Origin of the sequence: Aeromonas schubertii, from assembly GCF_000820105.1 — a bacterium.
In the GTDB taxonomy this organism is placed as follows: domain Bacteria; phylum Pseudomonadota; class Gammaproteobacteria; order Enterobacterales; family Aeromonadaceae; genus Aeromonas; species Aeromonas schubertii.
Map to the genome: position 1 here is coordinate 1 of NZ_CDDB01000028.1, position 16325 is coordinate 16325.

General features: G+C 59.8%; 12 protein-coding genes, 1 tRNA gene and 2 other RNA genes. 5 read left to right on the forward strand and 10 right to left on the reverse strand.

Features of this window, described 5'->3' with window-relative positions; genetic code table 11:
* Window positions 1–77: 77 nt before the first annotated feature.
* The 4 genes from BN1133_RS05165 to BN1133_RS05180 are packed head-to-tail and all read right to left on the reverse strand — an operon-like array spanning window position 78 to window position 4351.
* On the reverse strand, window positions 78–815 hold the full coding sequence (locus BN1133_RS05165) for a substrate-binding periplasmic protein (RefSeq protein ID WP_050665486.1): 738 nt from the start codon (window positions 813–815) through the stop codon (window positions 78–80).
* Window positions 816–874: 59 nt separating this feature from the next.
* Window positions 875–1552 (reverse strand): hypothetical protein, encoded by a 678-nt coding sequence (locus BN1133_RS05170; protein WP_050665487.1) that lies wholly within the window; start codon window positions 1550–1552, stop codon window positions 875–877.
* Window positions 1553–1599: 47 nt separating this feature from the next.
* Window positions 1600–2964 (reverse strand): alkaline phosphatase, encoded by a 1365-nt coding sequence (locus BN1133_RS05175; RefSeq protein ID WP_050665488.1) that lies wholly within the window; start codon window positions 2962–2964, stop codon window positions 1600–1602.
* Between the two features lie 10 nt (window positions 2965–2974).
* Window positions 2975–4351 carry an alkaline phosphatase gene (locus BN1133_RS05180; RefSeq protein ID WP_050665489.1) on the reverse strand — a complete coding sequence of 459 codons (1377 nt, stop codon included), beginning with the start codon at window positions 4349–4351 and terminating at the stop codon, window positions 2975–2977.
* 202 nt (window positions 4352–4553) lie between these two features.
* On the opposite strand from BN1133_RS05180, the gene BN1133_RS05185 reads away from it, so the two are divergent.
* From BN1133_RS05185 to BN1133_RS19585, 4 genes are all read left to right on the forward strand, one after another.
* Window positions 4554–5006 carry a type III secretion system chaperone family protein gene (locus tag BN1133_RS05185; RefSeq protein WP_050665619.1) on the forward strand — a complete coding sequence of 151 codons (453 nt, stop codon included), beginning with the start codon at window positions 4554–4556 and terminating at the stop codon, window positions 5004–5006.
* A gap of 294 nt (window positions 5007–5300) precedes the next feature.
* Window positions 5301–5388 (forward strand) — tRNA-Ser (locus tag BN1133_RS05190).
* Window positions 5389–5431: 43 nt separating this feature from the next.
* A non-coding RNA gene (locus tag BN1133_RS19580) (RtT sRNA) lies at window positions 5432–5562 on the forward strand.
* A 43-nt stretch (window positions 5563–5605) separates the two neighbouring features.
* Window positions 5606–5736: non-coding RNA, RtT sRNA (locus BN1133_RS19585), on the forward strand.
* A gap of 134 nt (window positions 5737–5870) precedes the next feature.
* Here BN1133_RS19585 and BN1133_RS05195 read toward each other — a convergent pair.
* The 6 genes from BN1133_RS05195 to BN1133_RS05220 all read right to left on the reverse strand — a co-directional run bounded on the left by BN1133_RS05195 (window position 5871) and on the right by BN1133_RS05220 (window position 15087).
* Window positions 5871–6662: a M48 family metallopeptidase gene (locus BN1133_RS05195; RefSeq protein ID WP_050665490.1), complete on the reverse strand. Its 792-nt coding sequence runs from the start codon at window positions 6660–6662 to the stop codon at window positions 5871–5873.
* A gap of 4 nt (window positions 6663–6666) precedes the next feature.
* Complete coding sequence (locus BN1133_RS05200; RefSeq protein ID WP_050665491.1) at window positions 6667–9954, reverse strand: type I restriction endonuclease subunit R; 3288 nt, start codon at window positions 9952–9954, stop codon at window positions 6667–6669.
* Window positions 9955–10032: 78 nt separating this feature from the next.
* Entirely contained in the window at window positions 10033–10701 is a 669-nt protein-coding gene (locus tag BN1133_RS05205) for a UPF0149 family protein (protein WP_050665492.1), read from the reverse strand.
* Complete coding sequence (locus tag BN1133_RS05210) at window positions 10698–11972, reverse strand: restriction endonuclease subunit S (RefSeq protein ID WP_153006659.1); 1275 nt, start codon at window positions 11970–11972, stop codon at window positions 10698–10700. The genes BN1133_RS05205 and BN1133_RS05210 overlap by 4 nt, the downstream gene beginning before the upstream one ends.
* A gap of 101 nt (window positions 11973–12073) precedes the next feature.
* Window positions 12074–13618 carry a type I restriction-modification system subunit M gene (locus BN1133_RS05215; RefSeq protein ID WP_050665494.1) on the reverse strand — a complete coding sequence of 515 codons (1545 nt, stop codon included), beginning with the start codon at window positions 13616–13618 and terminating at the stop codon, window positions 12074–12076.
* A 668-nt stretch (window positions 13619–14286) separates the two neighbouring features.
* Entirely contained in the window at window positions 14287–15087 is an 801-nt protein-coding gene (locus BN1133_RS05220; RefSeq protein WP_050665495.1) for a UTRA domain-containing protein, read from the reverse strand.
* Between the two features lie 187 nt (window positions 15088–15274).
* Here BN1133_RS05220 and BN1133_RS05225 point away from each other — a divergent pair, with 187 nt between their 5' ends.
* Window positions 15275–16321 (forward strand): ABC transporter substrate-binding protein, encoded by a 1047-nt coding sequence (locus tag BN1133_RS05225; protein WP_050665496.1) that lies wholly within the window; start codon window positions 15275–15277, stop codon window positions 16319–16321.
* Window positions 16322–16325: the final 4 nt, after the last annotated feature.

Consider the following 16325-nt stretch of genomic DNA (forward strand, 5'->3'; position numbering starts at 1 on the left):
GAGGGGGTGGCCCTGAAGAGGGGGGAAATGGCGGGTCACATGGGCATACCATAACCAGAAGGGATGCGTTTGGCAATTTACGGCTCGGGGGCCTGGTAGTCGTATTGGGCCAGGATGCGCCGCAGTGTGCCGTCTCTGTGCATCGACTCCAGGGCGGCGCGCCAGCGGCTCGCCTGGGCTGCGGGGAACTCGGGGTGGGCGGCCAGATAGAGGCTGGTGCGCTGGAGCGTCTCCCCGCGCAGGAGATGGGAGGTGGGAAGCTCGGCCCTGAGCTGGTTGTAGTTAACCGTATTCCAGGCCGCCGCCCAGGCCGAGATACGCCCGAGCGACAATTTCTGGGCGTTGCGTACTTCCTCGGTGGCCAGCTCCAGGGTCACCCCCTCGACTCGGCGCAGCCGGTCGTGGGCGAGGGAGTTGCGTAGCACCCCTATCTTGTGCCCGCGGCGGCGGGCCTCGGCCAGGGTGAGCGGGGTCGGGTGGTGACGGCGGTCGGTGACCAGCACGAATGACTCCTCGAGCAGGGGCACAATCCAGAGAAAGTGCGAGGCACGCTCCTCGCTCCAGGCGGGGGGCAGCAGGAGCACATCTTTGCGATGACGGGCCTGACTGAGTGCCCTGGCAAAGGGGAGTACCTCAATATGGAGTGGCTCACCCAGGCGCCGGGCGGCCTCTTCCAGCACCTCGACGGCCATGCCCGTCGGAGCCCCTTGCTGCGACTTGATCGCGTAAGGGGGCACCTCGGCAGCCAATACCTCGATGGCCAGGGCGGACCCACTGACGAGCAGGGCAAGCAGGGCACAGAGCAGCAGTGGCATAGGGCAGCGGGCCAGAGAGCTAGGGTGAGGGGTGCTCCATCCTCCCCCATGGGCGGGGCTCAGTCAAAGAAATCGCGCAGATCCTGGGTGGGATAGTCGTTAAAGGCCTGCCAGGGGAGCTGTTTGGGAATGGGTTGGCGGGTCAGCGTCATGCGGTAACTGCGCCAGCCATCCAGGCTCCCCGACTCCAGCACCAGGGCCACCTGCTCGCGCTCAGACCAGAGCACCCGGGTTCGCTCGTTCCCCTGATGCTGCTCATACCAACGCGCCCCTTCCGGGGCAGGGTCGTCTTGCGGCGTCATGGTGGTCAGGCTGGCCGGGTCGACCAGGTGGCGCAGGCGTGCCCAGTCGGGTTTGAAGGCGACCTGGCCATACTCCTCGGGGGGCACCTCCACCACCTGGCGATGCCAGGCGTCGGCGTAGCGCAGCCAGGGGGCGCCCCGGGCGTCCGGGCTTATCCAGCGTGCCGCCATCTGATAGGCGAAGTGTTTGTGGCCGCTCTGGCCGTCGTGGCGGGCGTGGAAGGCGCGGGCGATGGGCAGCGGGATGAGGCGCTCGCTCCACAGGGTGTCGCCGACGCGCAGCCAGCGCTCCTGCCAGCGGCTCTCCTTGACGATGCCGTCGGCTGTGGTGGTGCGCACCTCGTAGCTGATGCGGGCGGCCAGGTCTGGGGCGCCTGCCGCCTGAGTGAAGGGGGCGGCCAGCAGGGCCAGAATCGGGAGGGAGATTCGTTGCATGGGCTCTTCTCAAGAGAGGCGGGGCAGCGTGGCCGCCCCGCGGGGGATTAGAGGCCGAGGGCGGCCTTGATCTTGCCAAACACCTGGGTGTTGTCGATGGTGCCCTTGAAGGCGGTGCTGCCGGCGCCCCCCGAAAAGAGCATGACATCGCCGCCGCCGTGGGTCTCGGAGTCGAGTCTGACACCGGTCTCCTGCAGGTAGTCATCGGCGGTGACCACCTCGCTGGTCAGCACGGGGCGAGTGTCCGGGCGGTTCGGGCCGTTGCCAAACACCAGGGTGGTGTAGGGCTTGCCGTCGGCATCCAGGGCCGGGGTGCCGGCCTTGTCCTTGACCAGATCCAGCACAGGGTTACCCTTGGCCGCGTAGCCGTTGATGGTCATGGTGTGGTCGTGGTCGGCGGTGACCACCACCAGGGTCTCGGTGAGATCCACCTTGGCCAGGGCCGTCTTGACCGCCTCGTCCAGCGCCACCGCATCGGTCAGTGCCCGCTTGGCGTTGGTGCCGTGCAGGGCGTGGTCGATACGTCCCCCTTCGACCATCAGGAAGAAGCCCTTGTCGTTGCCGGCCAGCAGGTCGATCGCCTTGGCGGTCATCTCCGAGAGGGACGGTTGGGTCGAGGCCGCGCCTTTGTTTTGTCGATCGAGGTCGTAATCCAGGTGCGAGGTGGCGCTAAAGAGGCCAAGCACCTTGCCAGCATTCACGCCCGCCAGACTGCTCTTGGTGGTGACGTAGTGATAACCCTGAGCGGTCAGCTCGGCGGTCAGATCGCGGCCATCGGCGCGCCCCTTCTTGTTGCCGGGACCGTAAGGGGTCCAGTGGTTGGCCCCACCCCCCAGCAGCACGTCGACCCCGTCACCGAGCGCCTGGTTAAAGCCCGCGCCCCCCGGTACTGCTTGGGCCGCGATGGCGTAAGCCGCGTCACGGTGGCAGATGTGGGCATAGGTGGCGGCCGGGGTCGCGTGGGTCAGCTCAGTGGTGGTGACGGCACCGACTGACTTGCCAGCAGCCTTGGCCAGCTCGAGCAGGTTGGGTACCGCAGTGCCGTTATCGCCGGTGCAGTTGTTGATGCTCTTGTTGCCGTTGGCATCCTTGCCCGGCGCCACCGCCTGGGTGTCGCTGCTCATGCCGATCACCTCGTTGTTCATCTTGACGCCTGTGGTGTAGGCGGCCATGGAGGGTGCCGAGTCGGTGGTCTGGGCATCGTGGGAGAAGGTCTTGACGCGCGCCGCGTAGGGCAGCTTCATCATCTCCAGGTTGCCCTCTTCCCCCACCTTGTAGAGGCGGGTGGCGGTGAGGACGGTGGGGCCCATGCCATCGCCGATAAAGAGGATGACGTTTTTGGCCGGGGCGGCCTGGGTGGCGCCACTGGCGAGCGCCAGGCCGAGGACGGCGGCGAGAGTGTGCTTGTTCATGGTGTGCTCCTTACAGCTCGGCGGCGGCCTTGACGACGTTGAAGACGGCGGTGTTGTCCATGGATCCGTGGAAGCCCTCGGCCCCGTGGCCCATGGCTCCGAGGAAGACGTCGGTGCCACCGTGGGTCTCTTCACCGGCCACGTCGCTGATGCGCACGACCGCCTCCTGGGCGTAGTCATCGGCGCTGACGGTGGCCTCGTCCAGGCTCTGGCGCGGCCCCTCGACCCGGTTGTGGCCGTTGCCAAAGCCGATGATGGTGTAGGGGTTGCCCTCTTTGTCGAGGGTCGGGTTGCCGTCCCCGTAGTTCTTCACCAGTCCCAGTACGCCTGGGTTAGTGGCGGTGGTCTTGCCGGTGCGTTTGGCATAGCCGTTCAGCACCAGGGTGTGGTCATGGTCGGCGGTCACCACGATGAGGGTGTTCTTGAGCTCGGGATCGCTCTTTTTCACCTCGTCGATGGCGGCCTGGATGGCGTCGTTGAAGGCCACGGTGTCGACCAGGGCGCGTTTGGCGTTGGTGTCGTGCAGGGCGTGATCGATGCGCCCCCCCTCGACCATCAGGAAGTAGCCGCGCTTGTTTTGCTTCAGGTGCTTGAGGGCGCTTACTGTCATCTCGGAGAGCGACGGCTCGCCGCCTTTGCGATCGAGCTCGTAGTTCATGTGGCTGCTGCCAAACAGCCCCAGCAACTTCTTGTCGGTGGAGGCCGCGGCCAGCTCGCTTTCGCTGCTCACAAACTGATAGCCCTGAGCCTGCATCTCGCTGATGAGGTTGCGTCCGTCGCTGCGTTTGCCCTTCTGGTCGCCGGGCAGGAAGTGGCGGCTGCCACCCCCCAACACCACATCGACCCCGTCACCGAGGGCGCCGTTGAAACCAGCCCCGCCCGGCACCAGTTGGGCGGCGATGTCGTTTTCCAGATCCCGGTTGCAGATATGGGCATAGGTGGCGGCCGGAGTGGCGTGGGTGATGCGGGTGGTGGTGACCACGCCGGTGGCGCGCCCTGCCTGCTTGGCCAGCTCGAGCAGGGTGGTGGCCCGCTTGCCGGCACTCTTGCTGCAATCACTCTCGTAGGTGGCATCCCCGTCCATGGAGATGACGCCGTTGTTGCTCTTGACCCCGGTCATGTAGGCGGACATGGAGGGGGCAGAGTCGGTCACCTGGGCATCGTGGGAGAAGGTCTTGATAAAGGCACTCTGGGGCAGGGTGTCGATGGTGAGGCTGCCCTCTTCACCAACGCTGTAGATGCGTGAGGCAGTCAGGGTATTGATGCCCATGCCATCACCGAGAAAGAAGATCACGTTCTTGGCGACGGGGGTGGAATCGTTCGTGGAGTTGCACCCGGCTGCCAGGGCGGCGCCGATAAGCAGTGCAAGTCCTGCCACTTTTTTCATTGCTGTCACTCCTTGTTAAGACTGCCGGCAGGGTAGAGGGGCTCTGTTTCGGTTCTGTGTAAAACAGGTGACAGAATGATGAAAATAGTTGTGGGGCAGGGAGTTAGCAAAAGGGTAGGGGGGAGGGAAGCGCGGCGCTTTTGGTCGTTGACGATTTGGTTTAGACTGCGCGCTTCCATCTTGAAGAGTTCTCTTGTACAGCATGAATACGCCCAGTTACGAAATGGTGATGCGCTGGCTGCAGGCCGCCCGCATCGAGCACTACATCTGCGATCAGTGCCACGGCATTCATATCGTCTCCCTGCAGTCGGTGGACGGGGTTCAGGAGAGCCGCATCTTCGTCGAGGAGGAGGGGCTGCTCTTCTCCACCGAGCTGGAGCTGCGTCCGTCGGCCCTGCTGGCGGTGGTCTCGGATCTGGGGCGCCTCAATATGCAGTACCCCTCCCTGAAGGTTTTCGTCGATGTAACCGACGACAGTCTGCCTCGTCTGGTGGTGGGGCACACCGTCTTCACCAAAGCCGGTCTCTCGGTCGAGCAGTTCCTGCTGTTTGTCAACAGCACCGTCTCGGCCACCCACGAAGTGATCGCCGAGTGCGAGCGCGAGGCCTACCTCAACCTGCCCGAGATCCAGGTCGGCAGCTCGCCGGTACACTAATTGCGCAAACAGACCGATTCATTCAGAAATCGGTTGACGGTGAGGGGCGATGATTCTAAAGTACGCCCCGTTCCGACGCACAGCGCGGTGCAAAAAATTTGGTGAGGTGTCCGAGTGGCTGCCCGTCGACGAAGTCGACATGAAAAGCACGCAGAGCGTGCTCCGCACAGCCAGCAAACATTAAGCTGACAAAATTTGGTGAGGTGTCCGAGTGGCTGCCCGTCGACGAAGTCGATATGAAAAGCACGCATAGCGTGCTCCGCACAGCCAGCAAACATTAAGCTGACAAAATTTGGTGAGGTGTCCGAGTGGCTGAAGGAGCACGCCTGGAAAGTGTGTATACGGCAACGTATCGAGGGTTCGAATCCCTCCCTCACCGCCAAATTCGAAAGGGTCCACTCAGGTGGGCCCTTCTTCGTTTCTTGCCCTGGGCCCGCGAGGGAGGGTGAGAAGCCTCGACGGGTTCGAGCGGAGCAGCTCTGCTGCGACGAACGTCCGAAGGACGCCCCGAAGGGGTGAGCCGCCCTGGCGGCGAATCATCCCTCCCTCACCGCCAAATTCGAAAGGGTCCACTCAGGTGGGCCCTTCTTCGTTTCTTGCCCCGGGCCCGCGAGGGAGGGTGAGAAGCCTCGGCGGGTTCGAGCGGAGCAGCTCTGCTGCGACGAACGTCCGAAGGACGCCCCGAAGGGGTGAGCCGCCCTGGCGGCGAATCATCCCTCCCTCACCGCCAAATAAAACAAAAGGGCCTGTCGAAAGACAGGCCTTTTTGTTTTATCCGGTGACTAATCAGTCAAAAAGTACTTCTCTGAACAGCACTGAGGCAAGGGGGCTTGCCGGGTTATGGGTGACTGACGAGCAGATAACTCAGGTCAACAAGCGGTTAGCCATGCCATCCAGCTTCGCTTTGGTCTTTTCCCAACCGGGCATCACCTGACCCATCAGCCGGTAAAAGTGCTCGCTGTGGTTGTGCTCGGCAATATGGCAGAGCTCGTGCAGGATCACGTAATCGATACACTCGCGGGGTGCTTTGACCAGATGCGGGTTAAGCGTGATCCGGCCATTGGGGGAACAACTACCCCACTGGGTCTGCATGGTCAGGATGCGCAGTGGCGGACGCTCGGTGACCCAGATGGCCTGATCGAGCATGGCATTGAGTCGTCTGGCAAACACCTCCCTGGCACGAGCCTTGTACCAGTCAGCGAGCAGTGCCTGGACTTTCTCGGCTCTCTTTGCGCTATCAGTGACTAGGCTCCTGACCGACACCTCCAACTTGCCACGCAGCATTTTGACCCCCTGCACAGCATCAGGTGCCGCTATCACCTTGAGCAGGTACTGCTTGCCGAGGTAATAATGACTTTCCCCACTGATGTACTGGCGTGGGGTGACGTGCTCCAACTGCTGGCGAAAGTCGCGTAACTGTTCGTAGATCCAGCGTCCGCGCTGCTTGACCGCTGCGAGAACCGCATCATCAGCCGCCTCACGCGGGGCCGAGACCACGACGCGGCAATCGGGTTGCACCTTGATAAGCACCTTGCCGCTAGCCTGTCTCCGTTGCACCCGCTCGAAGGCGATCAGCTCATCGCCGTAGCGAAAGCGAAAGGATGGAGCTGGCGCCTGGGGCTCGGCATCACCCTTGGCCCGAATAGGCACATTCATCTGATCAGACTCCACTCAAGCCGACGCGGGTGATCTGCACCACCATCTCGACGATCTTCTTGGCCTGCTCCATACCACTGCCGATTGCTTTGCACTCCTGGAACATACGCGGCAGCAACTGCTTGCGAATACCCGCCTCGATGTTCTGCGGGTTGATGGAGTGCTCGGCCACCGATGCATCCACGATGGTGTCGATCTCGAAGGCCAGCTTTATCCATTTGTCCTGTACCTGGCTGTCGGTGATGGCAAACACCTCAGGCAGCACCTTCTTGAACACGCCAAAGTAGGCCTGCGCGTGACGATGACCGGCAAAGGCGTCAGGAATGTCACTCAGGCGGCGCTCTTGTACCTGCTCCTCGAACTCCCGAAACAGCATGTACTGCTTGAGTGGGTGCTCGAACAGCTTCTCCGCATCAAGGATGGCCTGGCGCAGCAGCGTGGAGAAGGCTTCCTGAGCGTAGGGGTCGTCGCGTAGCTCCTGCTCGATCATGCGGGTGACGCGAGTCTTGATGATGTCGGTCTCGTTGCGGGTCTTGTTCTCGTTCCACTCTTCTGGCTGCTGCTGACCCATCTTGCCGACTTCATAGAAGCCGCCCGGCTCTTTAACCTCCACCCCGACCACATGCTTATCCAGCAGCTTCTTCACCTGCTCGGCATATTCGTCGTAGTCCACCTTCTCACCTGCATCCTGCTGCACCAGTTGGCGCAGGCTGGAGAGCTGTTTCACCGTCTCCTTGTAGTGGCGGCGATCCGCCTCGCTAAAGGCGCTGTCCTCGAAGAAAGAGGCCGATTGCAACGCCACTTTCAGGCAGCTCGTAAACCCACTCAATGCCTCGTAGAAGTCTTCTCGCACCTTGAGGTGCACATCCACCAGTTCGCCGTCCAGTTCCTCCATCTTGGGCACCAGCACTTGACGCAGTTGCTCGATATCCTGCTTGTTCTTCACCCCGGCGAAGATGCCCCACAGGGCCTGATAGAGCTGTGGCAGCCGCTTGTACTCGGTGCCCATCTGGTTGTAGAGGCCTTTGAGATCGTCAACGTCATAGCCGCCTTGGGTGCGGGAAGCGAGATCCTGATACTTGCCGATGGTGGTATCGAGCTCGGATAAGATGCCGCGATAGTCGATAAGCAGACCAAATTTCTTCTTCGGGTGCAGCCGGTTGACCCGTGCAATCGCCTGGATCAGGTTGTGCTCTTTGAGTGGCTTGTCGATATAAAGCACGGTGTTCTTTGGCTCATCGAAGCCGGTCAACAACTTGTCCACCACGATCAGCAACTTGAGGTCGTCATCCTGATCGAAACGATTCACGACATGTCTGGTGTACGCCTGCTCATCCCCAGAACCAAAGAGAGCACCGACATTATCCTTCCACCACTGAGTGACCAGCGGGGTGGTCGATTCATCGACCTCGGTGTTGCCTTCCCGGCTGTCGGGCGGACTCATCACCACCTTGGATTCGAACAGCCCCGCCTCGTCGAGGTACTTTTTATAGAGCACCGCCGATGCCTTGCTGTCACAGGCCAGCTGGCCCTTGAGCCCTTCATCGATATTGGTAGAAAAGTGACTGGCGATATCGAACGCAATCAGCTTGATGCGATCCTCCGCGCTGTAGATTTCGCCCTTGCGGGCAAATTTGCGTTTCAGATCGGCCTGCTGCTGCTCGTTTAACCCCAGGGTGATGCGCTCAAACCAGCTGTCGATAGCCCGCTCGTTGACCTCCAGATCGGGGATGCGCTCCTCATAGAGCAGCGGCGTCACCGTCTTGTCCTCAACCGCCCGCTGCATGGTGTAGGCATGGACGATGGGGCCGAACTTGTTGGTGGTCTTGTCATCCTTGAGCAGCGGTGTGCCGGTAAAGGCGACAAAGGCGGCATTGGGCAGCGCCTGCTTCATGCGGATATGGTTCTCACCCCCCTGACTGCGGTGGCCCTCATCGATCAGCACGATGAGATCCGGGCTCTTGTTGCTGCACTCCGGCAACTTGGTGGCTGAGTTGAACTTCTGAATAAGCGAGAAGATGATCCGCTCGCTGCCCTTACCGATCTGCTCGGCCAGCCGCTTGCCCGAGGTAGCCATGGCCGCTTCTTTATCTTTCTTGCCCGCGAGTTCGCCGCTGGAGGCGAAGGTCTTGCTGAGCTGGCTCTCCAGATCCACCCGGTCGGTCACCACCAGCAGGCGACACTGTTTCAAACTGTCGTGCAGGATCAGCGCCTTGCTGAGGAACACCATAGTGAACGACTTGCCCGAGCCGGTGGTGTGCCAGATCACCCCACCTTCTCTCCCGCCATCTGGGCGTTTCTGGTTGATACGCTCGATCAACCGCTTGATGCCAAACACCTGCTGGTAGCGGGCGACTATCTTGCCCGCCTTCTTGTCAAACAGGGTGAACAGGCGGGTCATCTCCAGCAGCCGATCCGGGGAGAGCAGGCTGATGAGCAGCCGATCCTGATCACTGACGGCCAGCTCGCCCGCCGCAACCAGAGAGTGATACCACTCCAGATCGGCGGCGGGCCGGTGGCTAAACAGGGCAGAGCGTTGTTCGGGTGAGAGCGGCTGATTCTTGATGGCCGTCATCTCGCCATCAGCGATGTCCTCCTCACGCCAGGCAGCCCAGAACTTCTCTGGCGTACCGCAGGTGCCATATCGCCCCTCGATGCCATTGATGGAGAGCAGCAACTGGCTGTAGGCAAACAGCAGCGGGATTTCATCATGGCGCTGGTTACGCAGGCTTTGCGAAATGCCGTCCTCAATGGTGGGCCCTTTCTTGGCATTGCCATCCGGGCGCTTGGCCTCGATCACCACCAAGGGCAAGCCATTGACGAAGCAGACGATATCCGGGCGACGCGACCCAATCCCGCCAGCACGAGTGACTCGAAACTCTTCGGTAAAGGTAAAGCGGTTGTTGTGCGGGTGATGCCAATCAATCAGGGGGATGGTGGGACTTACCTTCTTGCCATCGACAAACTCGGTGACCGACATGCCATAGAGCAGGTGGTTATAGAGCCGCTCGTTGGCCGCCTGCAACCCTTCATTCAGGGCCGGGCTGCACAGCTCGCTCACTAGCTTGTCCACTGACTTAGGGGAAAGCGGATAGCTCTTGCCCGCAAACACAAAGGTGCGCTCGGCCAGCACGCTGCGCAGTTGTTGACGCAGCACCACCTGATCGGCCTTGTTATCCCTTGCGATAAGCGCCTGCTCGGGGGAGAGAAACGTCCAGCCCAGCTGGGTCAACAGGGTCAGGGCCGGGATCTTGGCGCTGTACTCTTCCTGAAATTTCGGCAAGGCCTTCATAGCGGGGATGCCTCTGTGTTGTGCGCAATGTGCTGTTGAAAAACCATCAGCTTATAAACCGTGCTCGTCGTCGGGCTGTCAGTGCAAGCAGCACTGCTTGTACTTCTTGCCGCTGCCACAGGGGCATGGCTCATTGCGGCCCACTTTGGGGGCAGCAATGACGGGCGTAGGTGCGGCAGGGGGTTGGCGCTGTGCCAGAAAATGGGCGTGCAGCCGCAGGGCGGCAGGGCCCACGTCGGCCACGCTCTGTTGATGTTCCGCCAGCGACAGGCTGGCAAGCAGTGGCAATTGGTCATCGCTGCCATGCAGGCGGATCACCTCAAGAGAGCTTTCCAGCTCCTCTGGCAAGGCGGGCCAGTTCCCCAGCGCCATGCCACGCAGATAGCCAAAGCACCACTCCTCGGCAATGCAGATCTCCTGCCCTTCAAAATGGTTGGCCATCAGTACCGGGATAAAGTGCTCGGGCTGATAACAGAGGGTGTGGGCCAGAATATTCATATGGCCCATGATAAGGTCCAGCGCCCGCTTCATCTCCCGCTCTGACGACCACTCGGGGGGTATACCGCCCCAGAGTACCGGCCACCACTGGCTCGGCGGCACCAGCTCGGGGCCGGAGAGCACGGCAGTCAGAAAGCCGTCGAGGGCCGACAGGCTCAGCATCGAATCGTCGTTGCCATAATCCATCAGCCGCTGCTCCAGCCACTCCACCTCGGCCTCGGTCATGGGGTGAAGGGTCACTTTTTTCATGCGGCCGCCTCCACCTTGACCCGCCGTTTGCCGGTCAGCAGTTGTTGCATCAGAGCTTTTTTCTCTTGCTTTAGGGCGGCCAGTTTTTGTTGCAAGACTGTAATTCCCTGATCGGCGGTGGAGAGTACGGCAGCGATTTTCTGTTGTTCTTCCTTTTCAGGGTAAGTAATTTTAAATGAAGCTAAATCGCCCTGATTTACAGAAGGAACTGCACCATCTTGTACAAACTTTGCAAAATCGACAGCCAACATTAACTGATAAATAAACTCAGTATCTCCAGAACTGGTTGGAATCGCAGCCATCATATTGTTATCAATAATAGTAGGGCGCAATAAAATTCGTCTCCGGTTAAGTAATAATGCAGCCCCAACCTTTGCGAAAACAATGGCATCCTTTGGAAAGGCTTTAGCCTTTATCTCTTTGGCGGCTTGATTGGTTAACCAATTATTGGCATAGCCTATATATTTTTCGTTCCCTCGAAGGTTCATATCGCTAACCTTTATAAAAGGTAAATCACCTTCTGAGTGGCCCTGATATTTTTCTTTAAATGCAGAGCCACCTTTAAATGTGCAAAGTTCGCCCAGTCGCCCATGTACCCACTCCCCACTAAACCTCACCCCATTTTTATCCAGTAAGCGTTTTTTACCGGTCAGCAGTTGCTGCATCAGCGCCTTTTTCTGCTGTTGGCTATTGGCGAGCAGTTGCTCGGTGGTGCTGATAGCCTTATCCCAAGTGGAGAGAACTTGGGCTATTTTTTTTTGCTCCAGTGGTGAAGGAATCAGCACCTTGAGGCTTAGTAACTCACCTTTGGTGATGTTTTTCATCGAGCCACTTGTACCAGTAGCCAAATTAGATAGGGCATAGCGAACATGGCTTGACGCTAAGATATAACTTAGCCATTTCATATCCGAGTTTTGTTTGGGGATAGTCTGCCAGAGCTTGTCTGGTAAAAATAAATGCGGATAGTCCCTATCTATGTATGCGCTTGCCCCAACTAGTTCCTCAGTGTTACTTCTACTAATAATTATCTGCCCACGTTTTGGGTTTGTCTTAGCTCTATCTAACTCTAACCCATCAATAACTTTAGCGGCAGTAGGATCAAACGTTCCATATGTAACAGCACTAACTTTTAGTACAGCGTTTTCGTCACCAACAAAATCTCGATCTTCACCATTAACACTGACTCCCGATTCTAAGCCTTCAAGAAGATCGCCTACTCTCCCTTCAATCCACCCATTAGGCACCATAACCACCTCCAATACGTTGGCCAAGGTGCATTGTATGACCTTTGGTGTTGTCACCCATCCCTGGGGCCTGGTTCCACGTCGGCCATCCACGGCCTCGCGTACTCAGCTTGCTGAGTGATGTTAAATCACTCATCAGCGCCTCCAGCGCACGCCGAGTACCCCAGCTCCTCCAGATACTTGGCCATCTCGATTTCCAGCTCGGCCAGTTGGGTTTTTAGTTGTTCGCGCTCGGCACGCACCGCCAGCAGATCGATCTCCTCCTCTTCTTCGAAGGTATCCACATAGCGGGGGATATTGAGGTTGTAGTCGTTCTCCTTGATCTCTTTGAGCGAGGCAAGGTAGGCGTATTTATCGACATTGCCGCCGTTGCGATAGGTAGCCACGATTTTGGCGATATTGTCCGCACTCAACAGGTTCTGGTTTTTACCCGCCTTGAACTCACGGCTGGCGTCGATAAACAGCACATTGTCATCCAGCTTCTGCTTTTTAAAGATCAGGATGGCGGCGGGGATGCCGGTGCCATAGAAGAGCTTCTCTGGCAGGCCGATCACCGCATCGAGCAGGTTCTCATCGATAAGCGCTTGGCGAATTTTCCCCTCGCTCGAACCCCTAAACAGCACGCCGTGGGGCACCACCACGCCCATGCGCCCACTCTTGGGTTTGAGGGTCTCAATCATATGGAGGATGAAGGCGTAATCCCCCTTGGTTTTGGGCGGCAGCCCGCGCTTGAAGCGACCGAACTTATCGTTCCCCGCTTCCTCATAACCCCATTTATCCAGCGAAAAGGGCGGGTTGGCGGTCACGATATCAAAGCGCATCAGATCGCCGTTTTTATCCAGCAGCTTGGGGTTGCGGATGGTGTCGCCCCACTCAATCTTGTGGTTGTCTTCCCCGTGCAGGAACATGTTCATCTTGGCCAGCGACCAGGTAGAGCCGATGGCCTCCTGCCCGTAGAGGGCGTAGTGCTTCTCGCCATGGTTTGCCACCACCTTGCGGCCGCATTTCATGAGCAGCGACCCCGAGCCACAGGCCGGATCGCAGATGGTGTCGCCCGGCATCGGCTCCAGCAACTCGGCGATAAGATCGGAAACTTCGGGCGGGGTATAGAACTCCCCCGCCTTCTGGCCGCCGCTGGCGGCGAAGTTCTTGATGAGATACTCGTAGGCGTTGCCGATCACATCCAGGGTGCCGACCCGACTCGGTTTGAGGTTGAGCTCATCCTTGGCAAAGTCTTCCATCAGGTGGCGCAGTATGGTGTTCTTCTGCTTCTCTTCGCCGAGGCGGTCGGTGTTGAAGCTGATGTCCTGAAACACGCTCTTGCCCGCGTCTTTGAGCTTGGTGCCATTGGCCTCTTCGATGGCGTGCAGCGCCTGATCGATCCGCTCGCCGTTGCCCGGCTCGTGACGACGCTCATAAAGAGCGTAGAAACTGGCCTGTTTGGGCAGCACGAAGCGCTCGTTTTTGAGCATCTCTTCAATGAGCTCCGGCTCATCGCCATATTCGGCCTGGTAGCCATCGTAGTGATCCTGCCAGACATCGGAGATGTATTTCAAAAACAGCATGGTGAGCACGAAATCTTTATAGGTATCAGGGCTGACAGTGCCACGGAAGGTGTCGCAGGCAGACCAGAGGGCCTTGTTGATATCGTCCTGGTTTATCGAGGTAGTCATAAGTCACAATTCCTTGGGCAGTGGCCGGATAAACGGGAAGGGCTGGCACTTGAGCGGGATGCAGGATGCCGGATAAAGAGCTCAAGCCAGCGGGCCGCGCGGGAGAGACCCGGCACTGAGGGTGGCAAGGGGCGGCACGTTCACAACATATCGCGTTATCGCCAATGATGCGGCGGCAGTCTGTCGCAACGGACGCTGGTGCGTCAAGCGTGCCAGCTCGCATTTTGCCTCTATCGTTCTGATTGCTATCAAGATCCACCGCGAGCGGAGCATCGACATCGGTCACGTCACTGATATTGGCCAATCAACGCCCGGCTGCTGCGCCATTCATGCACCGCGCAAACACAAAGACCCTGCCATGCAGGGTCTTTGTGTTTCCAACTCAATGGTCGGTTTCCAACTTACATGGCCGCTATCAACAACGCAGCGAAGTGAAATAATCTATGTTATTGATATTTAATTAGTTTTATATATAAAAGTACGATAAGTCCCATAGCAATTACCTGAGACAATGACGCTGCGTTTAATGCGACGAATGCATTGCGTAAGTTATTGAAATTAAAGGTTGTGTTTGTGGCGTCATGTCCGGGCCCGGTGCTAATCCTGTTCGACAGGCGGCCTGAGCCCGCAGGGCGAGCGCCAGGGCGGGGGCGTGAACATTGCTTATTCTATCCCGGGTTGCTCACGGCGGCGGTCAGGCTGTCAGGGGGCGCCAACGGATGCCCTGCCGCAAGCATCCCCGTCTCGAGACAGATCCGGATTGCATCCGGGCGCCAGTGCTCTATGTCCCCGTCGACCAGCCGGCCTTCCGGGTCCAGGTTGCGGCGCCGAATGCGCAGCACCTGGCTCCCTTCGGCGAGGTTCAGGCTGCGGGCCACCTCGCCCCTGGCGGCGGTGGCCTCAATGTCCAGAGCCGCACTGCCCTGGGTGATGCCAAAGCGTCGGGCATAGAGCTCGGTGAGCGACCCTTCCAGATCTTCGTGCTCTATCCCCACAAAGCGCGCCGCCACCAGCTGGTGGGTCACGTGCAGCACCGGCCGCCCGTCGATGGCGCGCAGGCGCCGGATCTCCACAAGCGGTGTGAGCGGCGCGACGCCCAGCCACTGGCACTCACCGGCGCCGGCAAGCAGCGGCCCCACCGCCAGCAGCCGGGTGTGGGCGCGCCGCGCCGTGCTGTCAATCCAGTGGTGAAAGTGCAGGTGGCGGGCGGGATCGTAGGTGAGGCGCTTCGGGGAGACAAACCAGCCGCGCCGCTCCGCCCGGTAGATGAGCCCCTCGGCCTCCAGGCGCTGCAGGGCCTCCTTGACCGTGATGCGGGTGGTGGCAAAGCGCTCGCCCAGTATCCGCTCCGCCGGGAGCTGCTCGCCGGGGGGCAGGGTGCCCCCCAGGATCAGGGTGCGCAGGGTGTGGGCTATCTGCTCGCTCTTGCGTGCATGGTGGCGGGCATGGCTCTCGATCGCGGCGGACATAGGCTCTCCTTGGACTAGGCCAGAGCAGAGATAGCGCGCCCCTGTGACAGCCCGGTGACAAGGTAAGAGATCGCTTAAACCAGCGCCGATTGTCACCAAAGTGACATCAAACTGCCCCGCCGCTGTCATTTTTGGCCTCTAGCATCCCTCTCGAACCTTAACTGACCTAGTCCAGAAGGATGGGATGATGAACAAACCGCTCGTGACCGCCCTGGCCGTGATGGCCAGCCTGCAACCGGCCCTGGCTGCCGACTCCCTCGCAAAGATTGAACAGGCCGCCCGTCAGGAGGGCCAGCTCTACAGCATCGGCATGCCCGACAGCTGGGCCAACTGGAAGGATACCTGGCAGCAGATCGGCAGCACCTATGGCATCAAGCACCAGGACACCGACATGAGCTCGGCCCAGGAGATCGCCAAGTTCGCCGCCGAGAAAGAGAACGCCACCGCCGACATCGGCGACGTGGGCGGTGCCTTCGGACCGGTCGCGGTGCAGCAGGGGGTCACCCAGCCCTACAAGCCCTCCACCTGGTCCGACATTCCGAACTGGGCCAAGGACGCCGACGGCCACTGGATGCTGGCCTACACCGGTACCATCGCCTTCCTCATCAACAAGGATCTGGTCAAGAAGAACCCCACCTCCTGGACCTCCCTGCTCGATGGCAGCTACAAGGTGACCCTGGGGGATGTGGGGGTCGCCTCCCAGGCCAACAACGGCGTGCTGGCGGCGGCTTTTGCCACCGGTGGCAGCGAGAAAAATCTCAAACCGGCGCTGGACTTGTTCGGCAAGCTGGCCCAGCAGGGCAGGCTGTCGCTCAACGACCCTTCCATCGCCAATATCGAGAAGGGTGAGGTGGAAGTGGGGGTGCTGTGGGACTTCAACGCGCTCAACTACCGCGACCAGATCGATCCCAAGAAGTTTGATGTGGTGATCCCGAGCGACGGCTCTGTGATGGCGGGCTACACCACCATCATCAACAAGTGGGCCAAGAACCCCAACGCCGCCAAGCTGGCCCGTGAATACATCCTCTCGGATGCCGGCCAGATCAACCTGGCCCGTGGCTACGCCCGCCCCATCCGCAGCAACGTGGTGCTGCCGGAGGAGGTCAAGGCCAAGCTGCTGCCGGCCGAGCAGTACGCCAGCGCCAAGCCGGTGACCGATCAGGCCGCCTGGGAGCAGAGCTCCAAGGCCCTGCCGCGCCAGTGGCAGGAAAGCGTCATGATCCACATGCAGTAAGGAG